The following is an 18,941-nucleotide window of genomic DNA, read 5'->3' on the forward strand; positions in this document are numbered from 1 at the left end:
CACTTTAATTAAGTTGACACTTAATTAAGCTTATGCTAAATTAGTGTTATGATAGAACAAATCATACACTCATTAACCGTACCTACTCGTCGTGAAATTTTAGATCTTTTACGTAATGGAGAGCTAACGTCAAGTGAAATTGCAAAGAATTTTAGTTTTTCAGCTCCTGCAATATCACAGCATTTGAAAGTATTAGAGCAATCAGGTCTTGTAATAGTTCGAAAGGCAGGAACAAAACGTTACTATCGAATAAGAAGGGAAGGTTTTGGTGAATTAAAACAATTTGTTGACCAATTCTGGGACGACAGCTTGCTTCGTTTGAAGGAAGCTGCAGAGGAGGAAGAAAGGAGGAAACATGAGTCCAACGACTGAGACCCTTAGGAAAGAAATATTTATTGAATGCAGTCCCGAAACACTTTTCGGTTTTTTCATCCATCCTGAAAAGATGGTCCAATGGATGGGCAGACAGATTCTGCTTGAGCCAAAAATCGGCGGAAAATATCGTATTGATATTAATGGGGAAAACATTGCTTTAGGAGAGTACAAAGAAATCATCCCCAATGAAAAAATTGTGTTGACATGGGGATGGGAAGGCTCAGAACTTATGCCTCCAGGTTCAAGTACTGTTGAATTTCTCTTAACTCCTAAACAGAATGGGACACTGTTAAAGCTGAACCATTATGACATACCGAGTGAAAAAGTCACGTCCAATAATAACGGCTGGACGCACTATATGGACCGAATCAAACTCTTGGTTGAAGGAATCGACATAGGAACTGATCCTTGGTCAATAAAGAAATAATATTCTTGGAGGGAAGAGAAATGACAATTACTATTAATGAAGAAATTACTTTTAAAACAAACCGAAATACTTTATACCAGGCACTGACAGATTCCAAACAGTTCAGTGAAGTAACAGGGGGTGCACCTACTGATATTCAAGCAGAAGCAGGAGGCTCTTTCTCACTATTCGGTGGCATGATTGAAGGAAGAATGATTGAGCTTGTTCCAAATGAACGAGTCGTTCAAGCCTGGAGAGCTGGAAACTGGGATCCTGGAGTTTACTCCATCGTAAAGTTTGAGTTCCAACAACAAGGAAATGAAACACTTCTAATTTTTGATCATATTGGTTTTCCTGCAGGACAAGGAGAACATCTTAAATTAGGATGGAAAGAGAACTACTGGTTACCACTAGAAAAATATGTAAGTGAATAATATATTTAGTAATAAATTAGCTCTTTCTCTAACTGGGAAAGCGCTTTTTTTAGTAAAAAGAGGATATAGCGTTATTCTGGTGAATTAAAAAGTAATAGATAAATATTACAAAAATATTACATGTAGGTGTTGGTATGCAGTCAATAACGAAAGTGACGAAAAGGCCATGGTTCCTTGGAATATTGGTCGTGATATTCCTAAGTTTGATCTTATGGAATATTCCAATAGAAAAAAGAAAATATGGGATTACCCAAAGCAATCTCGCAACGGATTATACTGGACTGCTTCCGGAGAGAGTCGAACGAGTAATGGAGGCGGAAAACCGCTCGGACTTGCAGAAAATCATCAAAGAGGCAAATGAGAAGGGATACAAAATCTCTCTTGCTGGACTGCAGCATTCACAGGGCGGCCATACCTACTATAAAGATGGTGTCGTGCTGGATATGCGCACCATGGATAAAATTCTGGAAATTGATGAAGAGAGCAAGACGATCCGGATTGAGGCTGGAGCTTCTTGGGAGGATGTCCAGGAAGCCATTACACCATATGGACTTGCGCTAAAGGTTACACAGTCTCAATCCATTTTTACAATCGGGGGCTCCCTGTCTGTTAATGCCCACGGTAGGGATATCCGATTTGGCCCGATGGCTGGGACGGTAAAGGAAATGACCCTGCTCACCCCGACTGGTGAAATCATTTCAGTGACGAGGGATGAGTCGGAAGAATGGATGAAGTATGTATTCGGGGGATATGGATTATTCGGAATCATTTTAGATGTCACATTGGAATTGACGGACAATGAAGTCTATACCATCCAGACGGAGGAATTGAAAACCGAGGAGTATGAAGATTATTTTAAAAAGTTAATGGCCGATGATAAGACCGCTTTGCACTACGCGAGGGTCAGTGTTGCACCAGGAACGTTCCTCGAGGAAATGTATGCCATCAACTATGACTACACAGGAGAGACTGACAAGGATACACCTTTAAAAAATGAACAAGGAATTCGCATAAGTAAGCTTGCGCTGGATATTGGCCGGAAAGGCGGCAAACTCGAGGACCTGTTCTGGGAATCGCAAAGGCATTATATCGGTTCCATTGACGGAAGAAAGATTACAAGAAATAACGTGATGCGTTCCGAATCAACCTTTATGGAATATACCACGCCTGGACGTGTTGAGGTGCTGCAGGAATATTTTGTTCCTGTCGATTCCTATGAAGAGTACCTTCAGGATCTGAAAGAATTGCTCGATTCCAATGACAGCAAGGAGGACTTTAAAGTGCACAACATCACTGTCCGCTATGCTTCAAAAGACGATGTGACAGCATTGAACTATGCGACAGAGGATATGCTTGGACTGGTGATTCTCATTCAGCATGGTTTGAAGGAAGAAGAGATCGAGGGTGCTAAAAGGATCATACAGAATTGGACAGATCTGACTCTCGAGCATGGCGGGACCTATTACCTTCCTTATTACCGCTATCAGACGAAGGAGCAGTTCAGGGAGTCTTATCCTGCTTGGGAAGAGTTACAGGAGGAGAAAATGCGGAGAGATCCGAATGAAGTCTTCCAGAACCTATTTTATGACTACTATCTAAAAGAAGGGACCACATCATGAAAAATAGCCCCCTATATGTAACGGTGGGGCAGGTTGCCATCTTGCCTTATTACATCATTTGGCTGAAAGAAGCCTCCTTGACGTATACCCTTTTTGCTTGGTTCTTTGCCATGTTCTCCTTTGCAGCAGCATGGGGATACCGGGTTTATCAGACGAAAAAGAACAAGCAGCGATCTCTTATATTTCTCATATACGCGGGGATGGCAGCGGTTTATCTCGGGGTGGGCATTATCCATACCCCGTTTGACTCCCTACCCTATGTGGTACTGGTGATCCAAGTTTTATTGGGTTTCCTGCAAGGATATTTCCGAGCCTGGCATATAGAGCAGAAGGAATATCATCTGCATGCGGTGCATCATTATTTACTTGTTGGGTGTGCAATGATAGGGCTGTCGCTTGTTCATGTCCTGTCGCCAAGTTTTTTCCTGAATTTATTTGGATGTTTGTTGCTGGTTTGTGCTATAGGAGAGATTTTCCGAAAAAAAAGATGATATAGAGCAATCCATTGAAATAGGAGACTGATAGATATGATGGTGGTAAAACCAATCGGTATTGCAAAAAACGATAGAGTAGTAATTGAGGACGACAATTGGGCCGGAATTGAAACGAGGATCATTCTGGATGATGTTTTCCCGCCTGATGCCTTGGACGGGATAGAGGAGTTTTCCCATCTGGAGGTACTTTTCCACTTTCATAAAGTGGATGAAGAAAAAATCATTGCTGGAGCAAGGCATCCTAGAAATGACGAGATGCTCCCCAAGGTCGGTATCTTTGCCCAGCGAGGAAAGAACAGGCCGAACCGCATAGGACTCACAACGGTAAAGCTTTTGAAACGGGAGGGAAGAATACTCGTGGTAGCTGGTATGGATTGCATAGACGGAACACCGGTTATTGATATCAAGCCTGTGATGAAGGAGTTTTTACCAAAAGAGCAAGTGCAGCAGCCTGCCTGGGTGGATGAGATCATGAGGAATTATTGGTGATGGTGATGAATTTGATGGGATAGTGATAGTGTCCCAAAGGGGGAAAAGGGTGATTAAAGGAGGAACGCATTTACTTAAACTCATGATATTGGTTACAGTTTTATCGGTGCTAATATATCCAACACCTGTTGCGATGGCTTGTGATTGTGACTCTCCTGACACTGCCACCGAAGCGATGGAAATTGCCACGGCAGTATTCAGGGGCACCGTGCTAAAAATTCATAAGAATCAGACTATGTCTGATGGGGAGCGATACGATGAAGTGCTCTTCTCCGTTTCTGAATCGTGGAAGGGGATGGAGGATTCACAAGCAATCATTTATACCGACAGCTCCAGCAGCTGTACTTTCGAGTTTCAGGAAGGAAATGAATACCTTCTTTATCCCTACTTGCGCGACGGGGTAATGTACATCATGGATTGCGGCAGAAGCAGTGATATTTCACTCGCAGAAGAGGACCTTGAGGAGCTTGGGAAAGGGGAAGAGCCGACAAATATAGTGGATTTGGAAGATAGGTACCTAGGTGACATACGGTTGGAGAGTGTGTTGAAGTGGGTTGTAGGGATAGTGTTCGGAGTAGCGGTTTTGGTCATGATCGGGGTAAAGCGGAGTAAGGATTGATAATGTAGGAGCCTGGTCGTCTGTGTTGTGAACATGGAGGGGAAGGCGTTTTTTATCTGTGCGGAGATTTGAGACCATGAAACAGGCGAAAAAAGGAAATCGTGGACTCAAAATCCACGGATGAGACCACGAAACAAGCGAAAAGAAGAAATCGTGGTCTCAAAAGCCCGGAATGAGACCACCAAACGGCGGGAATGAGGAAATGGCGGTCTCAAAAGCCCGGAATAAGACCACGAAACAGACGGAAAGAAGAAATCATGGTCTCAAAAGCCCAGATTGAGACCGTGAAACAGAGAAAAAGAAGAAATCGTGGTCTCAAAATCACAAACCTGTCATTACCGCAGAATTTAAGCAATATTTACTAGAGTTTGCTTTCATCCCATTAACCTTTTTCTCACATCAAACACCCATCCCCCACCCACCCCATATAATACGAAAAATGCTATTAATGGGGAGTTGCGGCTATGTGGTCTAAACGGGTTGTTCCACGTTTGTTTCCTGCTTCGGTGAGAACGGTGCAAGGAACAAAGTGGGGGTATATCAACGAGTCAGGAAAGTTTGTGTTAAAGCCTCAGTATGAAGATGCAGGGGATTTTCAGGAAAATGGTTTGGCGATTGTCAGGCTGAAGGGTGCCGGAGTGATCAATCAGGCTGGCCGCTTTGTCGTGGAACCGAAATATAGTTCCATCTCACCTTTTACTGAAGGCCGTGCTGTTGCGATCAATGATAAGGGATTTTTGATCATAAATGAAAAAGGTAAGGAGCTGACAAACAAACCATATTCATTTATCAGCCCTTTTCAGGAAGGTAGGGCGGTCTTTCAGATTACTGATAAAGACGGAAAACTCGTATATGGCTTTCTAGATCTGAATGGCAAGGAAATCATTCCAGCCAAGTACCAGTATGCTTTTGATTTTAATGATGGCAGAGGTCTCGTTCAGGTGAAGGAAAAGGAATATGCGTTGCTTGACCTTAACGGAAAGGAGCTTCAGACTTTTCCCTATGAACAGATGAACGGGTACAGTGAGGGTTTGCTGTCTTTCCAGAAAACTTATCAGGATAAAATGGGATATGTGGATGAGGCCGGCAAGGTGGTCATTAAGCCGAATTTTGGCATGGCATTGCCTTTTCAGGATGGCAGGGCAGTGGTGAATGCTTCCACTGATTATAAAAATGAGTTCGGATTGATTGATAAAAAGGGAACTTTTATCATCCCGCCTAAATATAATGATATCAATATCCTCGGGGGGAACCGGGCATCAGTTGGCAAGGCAATTAATGCAGCGGAACCATATCTGGGTTCTGTTTATGCGATTGCAGATAACCAAAGCGGAAAACTGTTGACTGATTTTATCTATAGCAGTGTAAATGATTATCAAGACTCCTATAGCTCTGTGACACAGGACGAAACGAGCTTTTTCATCACTAAAAAAGGGACACGGGCGACTGGGCTGCCTGTCATTCGAGGGATTGGGACGCTTACATTGGCAGGGAGCATCATAAAGGCCTTTGTGGACCAGCGCCTAACGTATTATGCCAGAAACGGAAACGTTGTCTATTCCCAAAATATTACCATCCCCTTATCGGGTAAGGTATTTATCCGTGAGGAAAAATTCATGCCGAATAAGGATTATCTAGTGTATTTTCCCCAACTGGATGGGATGAAGGATGAAAACGCCGAGAAACGTGTAAATCAGGTGCTGAAAAAGAAATCTCAGGTAAAACCGGTTGATCCGAATGCACAGCTCGACTACAGCTATAGCGGTGACTTCTCAGTGAGATTTTTTCAAAAGGCATTGCTCATTCTGGAGCTCTTCGGCTATAATTTCCCATTCGGGGCAGCACACGGCATGCCGAGTCAGATAGAAGTTCCGATCAATATTAAGAATGGAAGCATATATGTTTTAAAGGACCTTTTCAAACCAGGCAGCGATTATGTGAAGGTGCTGAGTGAGATAATCGGCAAGCAGATTGCAGCCTCGGAGGATGGCTATTACTTCCCGGATGCATATAAAGGAATCAGTCCTAATCAGCCGTTCTATGTGAATAATGAATCTCTTTTCATCTACTTTCAGCCTTATGAAATCGCAGCCTTTGCAGCTGGATTCCCGACATTCGAGATTCCTTTTCCGGAGATCGATTCGATCATTAACAAAGAAGGCGAGTTTTGGAAGTCGTTCCATTAATGCAGCCACTATGCACTCTCTTGTAAAAAAGGGTGCTTTTTTCATGTCAGAAAATCTTACAAGCTATTTGATTATTTGATCAAATGAAAAGATAATTCTAGCATACAATTTGTTAGTAAATAGGTTGCAGCTTTCCTCCAATTCCATTCATGCTATACTAGAAAAAAGGAAAATAATACCGGTTATTTTATGAGGAGATTACATATGAAAAATCCATTATCCATTGAACATAAAGAAGAGATCGGACCCTACCTGGATATGCTCGCAGAAATGCTGGTTCTTGTTGTCGAAGGTGCATCCATCGGCTTCCTGCCGCCTATAACAAAAGAAGCAGCGAAGGAGTATTGGAAAAGTATTGGGGAATCCGAAAATTCACTTTTCATTGCCAAAATCAAGGACCGTGTGGTTGGAAGCGTTCAGGTCCATGAGAGCTCCAGTCAGAATGGGGCGCACCGTGCAGAGATTGCCAAAATGATGGTACATCCCGAATTCAGGCAACAAGGTATCGCAAGAAAGCTCATGATAGCTGCAGAAGAAAAAGCTATTAATGATGGCAAAACACTATTGGTCCTTGATACAAGGGAAGGAACCCCAGCCAACAACCTTTACATTTCCCTTGGATATGTAGAAGTGGGAAGAATTCCGAACTATGCAAGGTCAGCAGATGGAACACTTCACACGACAGTGATCTATTACAAACAGATCGGCAGGGTGACTAATTGATTTATCAAGCCAAAACACAAAGGGGATTGTTGATTATTCTAATCGCCTTGAGACTCGCATCATGGGCATGGAATTTTAATACTATTAATCTCTTTTCCTTTCATATTATAATAGTTGTTTTTATTCTGCTTGCATTGGGAACCAGCTATGAATTGACTATAGGCAAAGAGGTCCTGACCTATCACATTCTCTTCCTTACAAAAAGGATTTATAAAAGAAAGATTCATGCATCTCAGATAAGTCAGATGAATTTTAAACGCTTCGGATGGATTCAAACCGGGGTAGTGCTATCCATGAAAAAGGGGTTCTCGGTAAGGATCGTAGGATTTAAACCGCAGATCCATTTAACTAGATTAGAAGAATTTGCAAAGGAAAATGTAATTCCTATTAAGGAAACAGAAGGCTACATCATATTGAAAAGGTAGATCTTATTCAAATCGGATAGTTGATGAAAATAAGGGAATGCTATCCTAAAAAGCTATCCGAGGTATGAACCATGACTTTAGTTATTAAGATACTTGTCATCTATATCATCACAATTGCCATCATGCGGCTTATGGGGAAATCCACGATTGTACAGATGACCCCTTATGATCTGGTCGCCATCATCATTGTTGGGACGGTTGCATCAGAACCCCTGATCAGTACGGAGTTCCTGCCAACACTAGGTGCATTGAGCACTTTGGTGATCCTGCATATCGTCTTTTCCAAGCTGACATTATGGCAATGGGGAAACCGTTTTTTTCTGGGGGAGCCAACTTTGCTTGTGAAAAACGGTGAGATTATCGAGGATAATATGGAAAAGACGATGGTGTCGATCGCACAGTTGCTTTCCATTTTAAGAAGTAAAGGCTACCCCAATATATCCGATATAGATTATGCGATCCTGGAGCCGATCGGTGAAATCAGTATTATTCCAAAAGCTGAGAATACCCCTGTGACTGTGCAGCATTTGGAAATCTCGATTGATGATGAAGGACTCCCGATAGCGGTCATCATAGATGGAAGGGTACAGGATAAAAATTTAAAATTGCTTGGTAAATCGCGGGATTGGCTAATAGAAAAGCTCCAAGCAAACAACCTGACCGTAAAGGATATTATCTATGCCTATGTGAATGAAAAAACGAAAAGGTTGCAGATCAATAAACGGAAATAAGGCAAAAGTGCTCAGGAGTCACCGTCCCCTGGAGCGCTTTTTGGTGTGGTTTCTGGCAAGAACAAACAATGATAAGTCTGGTTCAATAGAAAGAGGTAACTTCAACTGCATTCTCGATAGAAAAGGAATCCTCTTTGAAATGTAGAACAGAAGATAAAACGATTAAAGGAGCCTTTTACATATGAGTGATTTAAATAACGATTCGGAAATGTCGGCCTGGATAGAAAAAGTGGGTTTAACTAGAAAGGGGCCATCTGAAGAAATTAAAGCCACAGATTTATCTAAAGTGCAAAGATTAGATACTGATATGGGCTATCTATTTTTCAAAGCAACAGGTGAGATTTCGAAATTCGAAGGGAGGCTTACCCATCATCTTTCCTCTCATTATGCGGAACGAATAGTTGATGTGGTGAAGGTGCATCCGACTAACCCGTGGTTTCTTATGAAGGAATTGAAAGGGAAGCCCTTACGTCAAATTAAGGACAAAAAAATCTGGAAGCAGTGTCTTCAAGAATATGCTGAGCTGCAGGTGAAAGAAGTTCAAAGAGTAGAGACGCTACTTGAAATGGGAGTTCCGGATAGACGATTACCTGTATTGAAAAACGAGATTCAAAAAAATCTATTTGATATGTGTAACACAGGATTAGATCAAGCGGAAACTGCCCAAGTGATGGGATTACAGGCTGGAATTCTTCGGATGTGTGGTACCATATTCGATCGATCATGGTGATCTGCATTCGGGTAATATTCAATATTATGACACCCATCCGGTCTTTTTTGATTGGGGGGATGCAGCGGTGTCACATCCGTTTTTCAGTACACGGATTTTTTGGCATGCCATTGATGAATTGCTGAAGTCGGAGTCTGAGTGGCTTGATACAGTGAACGAGTTTCGACCCTATTATTTGGAGCCGTGGACACAGTTTGCCCCGATGCACGAACTGGAAAGGATTTTACGCATATCCGATCAGCTTGCTAGCGTCTACCGTGCATTGGGCTGGCATCTTCATATCACCCCTCATAGAAAAAATAAAGAAGACTCCAGAAAAAAGCCTGCCCAATGGCTGCAAGTTCTCTTGGAGCATCGTGAACTGAAAAAAGAGAGTACAATATGATACACGTAAAAAATGCAATCCTTCGAAGGCTGCCTTTAAAACCTCTTAAAATTAATGCGGAGTATTTTTGAAAGAAAGTATTCTAAATTTCTTGGAAATTCAATAATATTAATAGAGATATTTTTACAATTATGTGATATATTTTTAATCAAGTTGTTTCTCGACTTAAACTGACAAAATACTATTTTTTTGTAGGGGGGATTTTGATATGCATTGGTATACAAGCGTATTGAAAAATTATGTTACGTTTAGTGGCAGGGCAAGAAGACAAGAGTACTGGATGTTCGCACTTATCAACTTTTTAATTTCTTTGGCACTTACTATTGTAGAGATGGTTGCAGATCTACCTCAAATTTTATCAGGACTTTATTCATTATTTGTTTTCTTGCCTTCTTTGGCTGTAGCAATCCGCCGTTTGCATGATACAGGCAAATCCGGCTGGTGGTTCCTGATTGTATTTATTCCTTTGGTTGGTGCGATTATCCTACTTGTGTTTATGTGCCTTGACAGTGAAGAAGGTACGAACCAGTACGGTCCAAACCCTAAATCAGCAGGATTAATAGATTGATAGCTTTTTAGAAAACCGTCCTTTCGGGCGGTTTTTCATTTTTGGGTACATATTAATTTTGGTTTCGTTTGGACAGGTGAGAAGATTCATATTAGTATAGAGTTATACGATTTGGAAAATTAATCTAAATTCAAGGCGGAGATAAGCTGTTATGAAAAGAAAGGCCATAGTCGTTGGAGCAGGTTTAGGTGGGTTGTCTGTAGCCATTCAATTAAAAAATAAAGGTTGGCATGTAGAGGTCTTTGATAAAGCTACTTCATTTAACAGTATGGGTGCTGGAATAGTTTTGGCAGCAAATGGGATGAAGGCGCTTGAGAGGCTTGGTGTAGCCGTTGAGGTAAAGGCATCGGGAAAAAAGGTTGGAAAAGCGGAAATACGGACTTGGGATGGAAAATTATTATTTCAACTTCCAACGAAAGAGATGGCAGAGAGATATGGAACATACAGCTATCTCATTCATCGTGCCAGCCTTCAAAAAATATTATTGGATAAATTCGAAGGCGCGGGAATCAACTTTCAAAAGGGTGTATCAGGATTTTTACAAGATGAAAGTAAAGTAACAGCATTATTCAGTGATGGAGCACAAGTAGAAGGGGATGTATTGATAGGAGCTGATGGGATCCATTCAACGATCCGTTCAAATTTGATCCAAAATGATAAAATACGATATGCAGGCTTTACTGCGTTGCGTGGAATCTGTTCATTCAAGGATGAGCGTTATGGCTTGAAGAATGGTGGAGGTTTTGAGGCATGGGGACATGGGAAAAGATTCGGTTTCTCCCACCTTGGGCAAGATCGGATTTTTTGGTTTGCTGCGCTTAATGCACCTGAAGGAAGGGATATTCCAATTGGTTCCAGGAAACAAGCTGCGCTTCGGTATTTAAAAGGTTGGTACCCTCCGATCGAGGCTGTAATTCAAGCAACAGATGAAGAGGCAATTCTTCACCATGATATTTTTGATAGAAAGCCTCTTTCACAGTGGGGGAGTGGACGCGTGACTCTGCTAGGGGATGCTGCCCATCCTATGCTGCCGAATCTTGGGCAGGGTGGTGCACAGGCGATGGAGGATGCCATTGTACTTGCAGATTGCTTATCAAATACTAAAGATATTGCAGAAGCAAATGTCAAATATGTGCGTGAACGTATAAGGCGTACAACTAAGATGGTCCGTCACTCCAGGAAAATGGCAAGAATGATGCAATTGGAGAATCCGGTTGCAATTGGTTTTCGGAATGTAATGTTGCAAGCAGTACCAAGCCATATTTTGGCTTCTCGTTTGCATTGGGTGGTAGGACATGAGGTTTAGCGAATGAATGGACGGTGGTTAGCTGATGAAAAAGGTATTGGAGAATGCAGAGGAATATAATGATCCAATTTTATACGATCAAGAAAATGAGAGTTTCCAAGACGATATACCATTCCTAATAAAGTGGGCCAACAAAGCGGAAGGTCCAATTGTCGACATTGCATGTGGAACTGGCAGAGCTACGATTCCTTTGGCTGAAGCTGGATTTGAAATGATAGGGGTAGATATCAATGGGAATATGCTCGCCGAGGCGAAGAGAAAAGCTACAGAACGTTCTATCCTTGTTCAGTGGGAAGAACAAGATTGCTCTGATTTTCATCTCCCGATTAGGAGCAGATTGATTTTTACAGTCGGAAATTCCTTTCAGCATTTTTTGACCAATGAAGATCAGGATATGTTGCTGAAATCTGTATGCAAACATCTGGAGTCAGGGGGCATCTTCATTTTCGGTACAAGGTTTCCAAGTCCCGAGGAGTTGCTTCAGCCAGGTACGGAGGAATATTGGAGAAGCTATGTGGATAGGGACACTCAGCAAAAAGTGGACGTCTACACGAAAAGTGAATATGATCCAATCGAACAGCTGCAGCATTACAAGACAATTAGAAGGATGGAAGATAGAGAGACCAGTAGCAGAATCATGTTAAGGTATACCTATCCAAAAGAGATGGAGCGCTTGCTAACTAAACATGGCTTCAAGATTATAAACGTGTTTCAAGACTGGAAGGAAACCACATTATCAAAGGATGCATATCAGATGGTCTATGTTTGTGAGATGGTCGGATGAATGGATTCAAGTTAGGACGGCATGTAGTTCTATCTGCAGTCTGTAATCTTCTCTTCGGTTTCGGGTTCTTTTTTGTTGCAGGCTCTTGGGTAATCAGCTTCAGATATTTTCTTTCAAAGTTTGGATGGTTGATTGATTCAACCCTTGAGGATGGCTTTCTCCAATTTTTCATGTTCGTAGCCATCACTTCTAGTCTACTATTTTTTCCTGTATGGATAGTTACAAATAAGGCGATGAGGAATGCAATACCTGTTCGGAGAGCCACATACATTTGGATTAATGGTGCCGGTTTTCTTACGGGTGTTTTGTTGGGATATGGATCGTTGCAGCTTTTTTAATGGACCATCGAGTATTAGAGATGCCTTTCGTATGGAGGGTGTCTCTTTTTATTATTGTGCTTTGAGAAGTTTGCTTTGCGTGTTGTTCGCGTCGAAAATTGCTGAAAGGTGCGTTTTATCGATAAGTTGGGTGTTTTCATCGATAAAATTAAATTCTCGTTGAAATAAATTTTTTTCCGTTGATATCAATTACGGAATCGTTGATAAATGTGAATTTTCATTGATATACGCATTCCACTTTCAAAAAAGTTAGGAGCATATAACCCCAAACTCCGTAAAAAAACGCTATTTCCGCACTTTAATCCTTATCCCGCAACCACACAACACCGTATGCTTCAATTTCTTCTCCGGTTTTTCACAGATTCTGCAGATTTGACCGATCATGTTTCCAACTCCTTTCCGATATAGAAGCAGGCAACCGTATGAAGGCGCCTGCCATGACAGTAGTGAGAATAAAAGAGAATGTAATTGTTTGATATTACTAGTACAAGAAGTTATAGAACTTCCTGAGGCACCTTCAGCCCGAGGCCTTCTGCGACGCGTGTTCCGTATTCAGGGTCCGCTTTGTAGAAGTGGTAGATCTGGCGAAGCTTGATTTCTTCACTTTCAACAGGAGCTATGGAACCGACGATATTGGCTACAAGACGTGCGCGTTCCTCTTCGCTCTGCAAACGATATAGGTCCCCGGCTTGTGTGTAGTGATCATGGTGATCATAAGCTACACTGTCCGCTACTCCGGAAACAGGATATGCTGCTGGTTTATTTTCAGGTGATTCAGTTGGCCCACCATAGCTGTTCGGCTCATAGTAGACGGAACCGCCGCCATTGTTATCAAATCTCATCTGGCCATCGCGCTGGTAGTTGTGGACTTCATTTCGTGCCCGGTTGATCGGCAATGCCTGATGGTTGGCTCCTACGCGATATCGGTGTGCATCATGGTAGGCGAACAAGCGTCCTTGCAGCATTTTATCAGGAGATACATCGATTCCCGGCACCAATGTCCCCGGGGAGAATGTTGCCTGTTCCACTTCTGCAAAATAGTTTTCCGGGTTCTTGTCCAAGACCATGCGGCCAACTTCGATAAGGGGATAGTCTTTTTGGGACCAAACTTTCGTTACATCGAATGGATCGAAGCGGTACGCATTGGCGTCCTGAAGCGGCATGATTTGTACATATACCTTCCACGCAGGAAAATCACCCTTCTCGATGGAATGGAAAAGATCTTGCGTATGGTAGTCGGGATTTTCACCGGCAATTTTTGTCCCGACCTCTTCTGTCAGGTTTTTGATTCCTTGCTCTGTTTTGAAATGATACTTGATCCAAACAGCATCGCCATCCTCGTTTACCCATTTAAAGGTATGGCTTCCGAATCCGTGCATATGACGGAAGGTTGCTGGAATTCCACGGTCCGACATTAGTATCGTTACTTGATGCAAGGATTCAGGGGAAAGGCTCCAGAAATCCCAAACCGCATTAGGGTTCTTTAAGTGTGTTTGAGGATGGCGCTTTTGTGTATGGATAAAATCCGGGAATTTGATGGCATCACGAATGAAGAACACAGGTGTGTTGTTACCTACAAGATCGTAGTTTCCATCTTCCGTATAGAATTTCACTGCAAATCCGCGTGGGTCACGAACGGAATCTGCAGAACCATTTTCACCTGCGACAGTGGAGAAGCGAACGAATAACGGTGTTCGCTTTCCAATCTCGGATAGGAATTTTGCCTTCGTATATTTAGTCATATCATTTGTCACTTCGAAGTATCCGTGTGCACCGGCACCTTTGGCGTGGACAACACGCTCAGGTACGCGTTCCCTGTTGAAATGAGCCAGTTTTTCTAATAGGTGTACATCTTGGATTAAAGTCGGGCCTCTTGAACCGGCCGTCATGGAGTTCTGGTTATCCCCGACAGGAGCACCCCAGCTAGTAGTTAATGTATTGTTATTTGTACTCAATTTAAACACCTCATCGTAGAGAATTAGTATTACGATTTAAATGATAACACTTATCAGAGAAAAATCAATATCTTTTTATAATTATTCTAAAAAGAAAACAATTATAAAAATGATATAAGGTGTTTAGGTGATTTAATGCTCCATATCATTTCGAATAAGAGGGCATTCTGCTATACTACTAAAAAACATATAAAGGAGATTCTTGTATGAAGAAAAAACAGCGAAAACAACACCCCCAGTCTGCTAAACAAAAAGAAGAAAAGCTTTCCTTAAAGGATCAGCTGCAAGACGATGTCTTTTCTAAACTGAAATCAATGAAAGACCAGCTTGTTCAGACTGAGCAGAAGGCAAAGGATGAGGAGGCAGCTAGATTAAAAGAGGAAAAACGTCTAAAAGAGAAGAACAAGTCGTTCGAAGAATTGTTTGAGGAAAGCAACCAGAACTGGAAGGAATTCAAATAGGTGACAAGGAAATATTATGTCGTCGATCATGACCCGTTATGGATGGAACAGTTTTACTCTGAAGAGAAGCTTTTGAAGGAGGTATTCGGTAAAGCGGCCGTGAACATACATCATATCGGCAGTACGGCAATTCCTTCGATTAAAGCGAAACCTATTATCGATATTTTAATAGAAGTTTCTGCATTAAGTGTGGTTGACCAGTTAAATACAAAGCTTGAGGAGCTTGGCTATGAGGCAAAAGGAGAAAATGGAATCGCGCAGCGACGCTATTTTCCAAAAGGCGGAATAAAGCGCAGTCATCATCTCCATTTCTATATGTCCGATCATCCAGAAGTGAAACGGCACCTGAATTTCCGCGACTATCTAATCGCTCATCCTGAAAAGGCAATGGAATACAGCGACTTAAAGCACCGTTTATCGATTGAAAATGATGGGGATCGCGAGGCATACCTATCGGGGAAGGAGCCTTTAATCAAACAATTCGATAAGGAAGCGGAGATTTGGTCTCGTAGTTTCAAATAAGAGGCTGGGAGAAAACTAAAAATTGCTAATAAAAGACGAACAATATAGGTGCCGGCTCTAAATACCGCTATTGATTTCCGTGCAAGACACAGCGACACGCGGGTGACCCGTGAGCCTCCTCGGCTTCGCCTGCGGGGTCTCACTTTGGCCACTTCTCCCGCAGGAGTCTTAGTCTTGCACTCCAATCAACCGCCGGTGTAACCTAAAACTAATCGAATACTTCAAAAAAAGACCCGAACTCATTTGATTTTAAAATTCAAATGAGTTCGGGTTTTATTAAGATTAAAACTCTTTTGTCCCAGCCTTTTTTCAATCAATAACGGTGGGAATCATAATGCGACTGCTTCAGAAAAGGCTTTAATTTTCCCATTTCACTTTCCGTTAATGGAGGGTATTCCATTGCGGAAATGTTGGCTCTTACCTGTTCCACCGAGCTTGCTCCGGGAACAACGGCCGCAACAGTCGGATGGGCCAGGCAATAATGAAGTGCTACCGATTGTAATGGGCGGTCATGAATCGTGTCATGAAGTTTCCTAATTAACTCCACTAGCTCTTCATAAGAATAATTCATATAACCTTTATCTTTTGCCTTTTCTTTCGCTTTTTCGAGCCCTTTATTGGAAAGAAGTCCTTTTGCTAGAGGTCCCCTTGCTACTACGCTGATGTTATTGGATGCGAGAAAATCCAGATATTCCTCAGGTCTAGTATCAAGCATGGAATATTGCATCATGACGGAAACCATTGCAGAGGATTCCGCAAAACGTTTGAAGACATTAGGCCGGATGGATGAGATCCCATATTCGCGAATATATCCTTCCTTCTTCAATTCCTCGAATGCTTCAATCGCTTCGTCAGTAGGGTCTTCAATTGTTCCGCCGTGAAGCTGGTATAGATCTATATAATCGGTCTGCAATCTCTTTAGGCTATCTTTTACTCCAGCTTTGATATGTTCCTTTGAAGGATCCCATTCCCAGCCTTCTTTACCAGTGGTCCATCTGTTGCCGACCTTGGTGGCAAGGATGACCTTGTCACGCTGCCCCTTCAAGGCCTGTCCGACGATTTCTTCGTTACGTCCAAAATCATAGAGATCAGCTGTATCCAAGTAGTTGATGCCGTGATCAAGTGCTTCTTTTATAATTTCCCCAGCCTTTTTTTCATCGGTGCCAAGTGACATGCAACCAAGCCCCATTTTACTGACAAAAAGATCTGAATTACCTAACCTATTTTTCTCCATTCAAAATTCCCTCCTTTTTTAAAATCACTTTTTATTAGTGTATCGAAAAAAGAAGGCACCCGGCAAACAGGAGCACTCATTTAGCGTTATTTTCTTTAAGGTGACTAATCCATTCCTGAACTGTACCATGCTTTTTGGCGTATTCCTTAAGCTTGGACCGAATTTCCCAGGCTTTCCCCACCATAACGATACTGTTAGGACGCACATAGATCTGCAAATTTGTTACCTCCTAATCGTTGTATGGTAGAATGTATGAATAAATAATGACAATCAGAACAAGGAGCGGTTTAGAGTGGATCATTTAAAGGAAACGACGATAAAAAAAGATAAATTATTTTCAGGAAGAATTATTGATTTGTATCTGGAAGAGGTGCGCTTGCCGAATGGAAATACGAGCAGCCGTGAGATTATCAAGCATCCTGGTGCAGTGGCTGTCATCGCCATTACAGCGGAAAATAAAATTGTGATGGTGCGTCAGTTCCGCAAGGCAATGGAAAAGGTGTTAGTGGAGATACCGGCAGGCAAGCTTGAAAAAGGGGAGGAACCGATCACTACGGCGAAACGTGAGCTGGAGGAGGAAACAGGCTATACGTGCGATTCTCTGACACCGCTCATCTCCTTTTATACATCACCAGGTTTCGCAGATGAACTAGTGCATCTTTTTGTAGCCAACGGTTTGAGGAAGGATACCGTAGAGCATCACCTGGATGAGGATGAGTTTGTTGATGTGCTGGAGGTTACCCTGGACGAAGCTCAACAGATGGTAGAAAACCAGGAAATCTACGATGCTAAAACAGCCTTTGCCGTTCAGTATCTACAGCTCCAAGCCATGATGCGAAAGTAGGAGGGTTCCATGCAGGACTATTTTGCAGATCTACATATTCATTTGGGCTCCACCCTAAGTGGCAAACCCGTTAAAATCACCGCTTCGAGAAAAATGACCATCGAAGCGGTGATCGAAGAGGCACGGACTCGCAAAGGTCTGGATATGATTGGGGTCATTGACTGCCACGTCCCTGAAGTTCTGGTCCAGCTAGGGAATTGGATGAAAGATGGATTGGCACATGAAAAACCTGGTGGTGGGATAAAGTTTGGAGAAACAACCCTGATTCTCGGTACAGAGCTGGAAATCCATGACGAAAACTGCCAGGGACTTATTCACGTATTATGTTATTTTCCAACACGTGAGACCATGATTGAGTTCTCGCGCTGGCTCAGTGAACGATTAAAGAATATCACCCTTTCCACACAGCGTGTATATGAAAATGCAGTGGTGATTCAGGAGAAAGTGCGTGAACTGGATGGATTATTCATTCCTGCGCATGTATTCACCCCCTTTAAGAGCCTCTATGGGAAAGGCGTTGTCAGAAGCTTAACAGAAGTGTTTGATCCTGAACTGATTGATGCGGTGGAGCTTGGATTGAGTGCGAATACCGCTATGGCAAGCGCTTTGTCCGAACTGGACCGATATTCGTTTGTCTCCAATTCAGATGCCCATTCGGTCGGGAAAATCGCTCGGGAATATCAAAAAATTAAAATGGTGGAGCCGATGTTTGAAGAGCTGAGGCATGCCCTGCACGAGAGGGATGGTAGAGGCATTACAGCCAATTACGGGCTCGATCCGCATCTTGGAAAATACTATCGGACCGCATGTGAGAAGTGTTTGCAGGTCGTGGATGGTGTGGGGGCAGTGGTAGAGGGATGTCTGGACTGCGGGCATGCACGGTTGACAAAAGGCGTATCGGTGAGAATAGAAGAGATTCGTGATCAAGCGGAATCTTCCAGGGAAAGGCCCCCATACATCCACCAGGTTCCGTTGGATTTCATACCCGGGCTCGGTCCGAAAACGTTGCTGAAGCTGCGAGAGGTGTTTGGAACGGAAATGAAGATTTTACACGAGGCCACATTTGATGAGCTCGCTGCAGTAGTCGGGGAGAAGGTCGCTAAACTCATTGTAAAGGCGAGAAGAGGGGAGCTGGACTTTCATAGCGGCGGCGGGGGCAAGTTTGGACGAGTGAAGTAGATATTATTGTGAGATCGGCGGAATAACTAAGCCGACTTTTTTTCTGTCCCGTGGTAAAGGTAGATGTCAAAATCGCTAAAAGTTTTCATCCTCCCAGTCATACTTCCTGTCCTCTCTCATACAATCTAGTAAGA

At 42.6% G+C, this 18,941-nt stretch carries 24 protein-coding genes; 21 read left to right on the plus strand and 3 right to left on the minus strand.

The features are described from left to right. Positions 1 to 48 precede the first annotated feature (48 nt). From ACQCT5_RS04305 to ACQCT5_RS04385, 17 genes are all read left to right on the plus strand, one after another. Positions 49 to 372: an ArsR/SmtB family transcription factor gene (locus ACQCT5_RS04305; protein ID WP_499639359.1), complete on the plus strand. Its 324-nt coding sequence runs from the start codon at positions 49 to 51 to the stop codon at positions 370 to 372. Further along, positions 356 to 802: an SRPBCC family protein gene (locus ACQCT5_RS04310; protein WP_499639361.1), complete on the plus strand. Its 447-nt coding sequence runs from the start codon at positions 356 to 358 to the stop codon at positions 800 to 802. The genes ACQCT5_RS04305 and ACQCT5_RS04310 overlap by 17 nt, the downstream gene beginning before the upstream one ends. Before the next feature lie 20 nt (positions 803 to 822). Continuing rightward, a complete protein-coding gene (locus tag ACQCT5_RS04315; protein WP_499639363.1) occupies positions 823 to 1,215 on the plus strand; it encodes an SRPBCC domain-containing protein in 393 nt (130 codons plus the stop codon). Between the two features lie 134 nt (positions 1,216 to 1,349). After that, the gene (locus tag ACQCT5_RS04320; RefSeq protein WP_499639365.1) at positions 1,350 to 2,834 is read left to right on the plus strand and encodes an FAD-binding protein; all 1,485 of its coding nucleotides are present in this window, start codon (positions 1,350 to 1,352) and stop codon (positions 2,832 to 2,834) included. Further along, entirely contained in the window at positions 2,831 to 3,325 is a 495-nt protein-coding gene (locus ACQCT5_RS04325) for a hypothetical protein (RefSeq protein ID WP_499639367.1), read from the plus strand. Before ACQCT5_RS04320 ends, ACQCT5_RS04325 begins: the two co-directional genes overlap by 4 nt. Before the next feature lie 36 nt (positions 3,326 to 3,361). Further along, complete coding sequence (gene tsaA / locus ACQCT5_RS04330) at positions 3,362 to 3,817, plus strand: tRNA (N6-threonylcarbamoyladenosine(37)-N6)-methyltransferase TrmO (RefSeq protein WP_499639369.1); 456 nt, start codon at positions 3,362 to 3,364, stop codon at positions 3,815 to 3,817. Between the two features lie 49 nt (positions 3,818 to 3,866). Beyond that, on the plus strand, positions 3,867 to 4,436 hold the full coding sequence (locus ACQCT5_RS04335; protein WP_499639371.1) for a hypothetical protein: 570 nt from the start codon (positions 3,867 to 3,869) through the stop codon (positions 4,434 to 4,436). Positions 4,437 to 4,900: 464 nt separating this feature from the next. Further along, positions 4,901 to 6,622 (plus strand): WG repeat-containing protein, encoded by a 1,722-nt coding sequence (locus tag ACQCT5_RS04340; RefSeq protein ID WP_499639373.1) that lies wholly within the window; start codon positions 4,901 to 4,903, stop codon positions 6,620 to 6,622. Positions 6,623 to 6,826: 204 nt separating this feature from the next. Beyond that, positions 6,827 to 7,345: a GNAT family N-acetyltransferase gene (locus ACQCT5_RS04345; protein WP_499639375.1), complete on the plus strand. Its 519-nt coding sequence runs from the start codon at positions 6,827 to 6,829 to the stop codon at positions 7,343 to 7,345. After that, positions 7,342 to 7,770, plus strand: a complete 429-nt coding sequence (locus tag ACQCT5_RS04350; protein ID WP_499639377.1) for a hypothetical protein — start codon at positions 7,342 to 7,344, stop codon at positions 7,768 to 7,770. The genes ACQCT5_RS04345 and ACQCT5_RS04350 overlap by 4 nt, the downstream gene beginning before the upstream one ends. A 71-nt stretch (positions 7,771 to 7,841) precedes the next feature. Next, positions 7,842 to 8,501 (plus strand): DUF421 domain-containing protein, encoded by a 660-nt coding sequence (locus ACQCT5_RS04355; protein ID WP_499639379.1) that lies wholly within the window; start codon positions 7,842 to 7,844, stop codon positions 8,499 to 8,501. A gap of 181 nt (positions 8,502 to 8,682) precedes the next feature. Further along, positions 8,683 to 9,231, plus strand: a complete 549-nt coding sequence (locus tag ACQCT5_RS04360) for a hypothetical protein (RefSeq protein WP_499639382.1) — start codon at positions 8,683 to 8,685, stop codon at positions 9,229 to 9,231. Between the two features lie 67 nt (positions 9,232 to 9,298). Continuing rightward, positions 9,299 to 9,616, plus strand: coding sequence for a hypothetical protein (locus ACQCT5_RS04365; protein WP_499639384.1), 318 nt, complete (start codon positions 9,299 to 9,301; stop codon positions 9,614 to 9,616). Positions 9,617 to 9,824: 208 nt separating this feature from the next. Further along, positions 9,825 to 10,184 carry a DUF805 domain-containing protein gene (locus tag ACQCT5_RS04370; protein ID WP_499639386.1) on the plus strand — a complete coding sequence of 120 codons (360 nt, stop codon included), beginning with the start codon at positions 9,825 to 9,827 and terminating at the stop codon, positions 10,182 to 10,184. Positions 10,185 to 10,335: 151 nt separating this feature from the next. After that, positions 10,336 to 11,490 (plus strand): FAD-dependent monooxygenase, encoded by a 1,155-nt coding sequence (locus ACQCT5_RS04375; RefSeq protein WP_499639388.1) that lies wholly within the window; start codon positions 10,336 to 10,338, stop codon positions 11,488 to 11,490. 25 nt (positions 11,491 to 11,515) lie between these two features. After that, on the plus strand, positions 11,516 to 12,274 hold the full coding sequence (locus tag ACQCT5_RS04380) for a class I SAM-dependent DNA methyltransferase (protein WP_499639390.1): 759 nt from the start codon (positions 11,516 to 11,518) through the stop codon (positions 12,272 to 12,274). Beyond that, complete coding sequence (locus ACQCT5_RS04385; protein WP_499639392.1) at positions 12,271 to 12,612, plus strand: hypothetical protein; 342 nt, start codon at positions 12,271 to 12,273, stop codon at positions 12,610 to 12,612. Before ACQCT5_RS04380 ends, ACQCT5_RS04385 begins: the two co-directional genes overlap by 4 nt. A gap of 494 nt (positions 12,613 to 13,106) precedes the next feature. Here ACQCT5_RS04385 and katA read toward each other — a convergent pair whose 3' ends face one another. Then, the gene (katA, locus tag ACQCT5_RS04390) at positions 13,107 to 14,567 is read right to left on the minus strand and encodes a catalase KatA (protein ID WP_499639394.1); all 1,461 of its coding nucleotides are present in this window, start codon (positions 14,565 to 14,567) and stop codon (positions 13,107 to 13,109) included. A 206-nt stretch (positions 14,568 to 14,773) separates the two neighbouring features. Between katA and ACQCT5_RS04395 the strand changes: the two genes are divergently transcribed. Continuing rightward, entirely contained in the window at positions 14,774 to 15,028 is a 255-nt protein-coding gene (locus ACQCT5_RS04395) for a YqkE family protein (protein ID WP_499639396.1), read from the plus strand. Then, a complete protein-coding gene (locus ACQCT5_RS04400; RefSeq protein WP_499639398.1) occupies positions 15,029 to 15,550 on the plus strand; it encodes a GrpB family protein in 522 nt (173 codons plus the stop codon). A 313-nt stretch (positions 15,551 to 15,863) separates the two neighbouring features. On the opposite strand, the gene ACQCT5_RS04405 is transcribed toward ACQCT5_RS04400, so the two are convergent. Next, positions 15,864 to 16,784: an aldo/keto reductase gene (locus tag ACQCT5_RS04405; protein ID WP_499639400.1), complete on the minus strand. Its 921-nt coding sequence runs from the start codon at positions 16,782 to 16,784 to the stop codon at positions 15,864 to 15,866. Between the two features lie 76 nt (positions 16,785 to 16,860). Then, positions 16,861 to 17,001, minus strand: coding sequence for a Z-ring formation inhibitor MciZ (mciZ, locus tag ACQCT5_RS04410; RefSeq protein WP_499639402.1), 141 nt, complete (start codon positions 16,999 to 17,001; stop codon positions 16,861 to 16,863). A 75-nt stretch (positions 17,002 to 17,076) separates the two neighbouring features. Between mciZ and ACQCT5_RS04415 the strand changes: the two genes are divergently transcribed. Together ACQCT5_RS04415 and ACQCT5_RS04420 are read left to right on the plus strand one after the other, a co-directional pair. Then, the gene (locus ACQCT5_RS04415) at positions 17,077 to 17,628 is read left to right on the plus strand and encodes an NUDIX hydrolase (RefSeq protein ID WP_499639403.1); all 552 of its coding nucleotides are present in this window, start codon (positions 17,077 to 17,079) and stop codon (positions 17,626 to 17,628) included. 9 nt (positions 17,629 to 17,637) lie between these two features. Further along, on the plus strand, positions 17,638 to 18,807 hold the full coding sequence (locus tag ACQCT5_RS04420; RefSeq protein ID WP_499639405.1) for an endonuclease Q family protein: 1,170 nt from the start codon (positions 17,638 to 17,640) through the stop codon (positions 18,805 to 18,807). Positions 18,808 to 18,941: the final 134 nt, after the last annotated feature.

This window comes from Sutcliffiella halmapala, from assembly GCF_050107295.1.
Lineage (GTDB): Bacteria > Bacillota > Bacilli > Bacillales > Bacillaceae_I > Sutcliffiella_A > Sutcliffiella_A halmapala_A.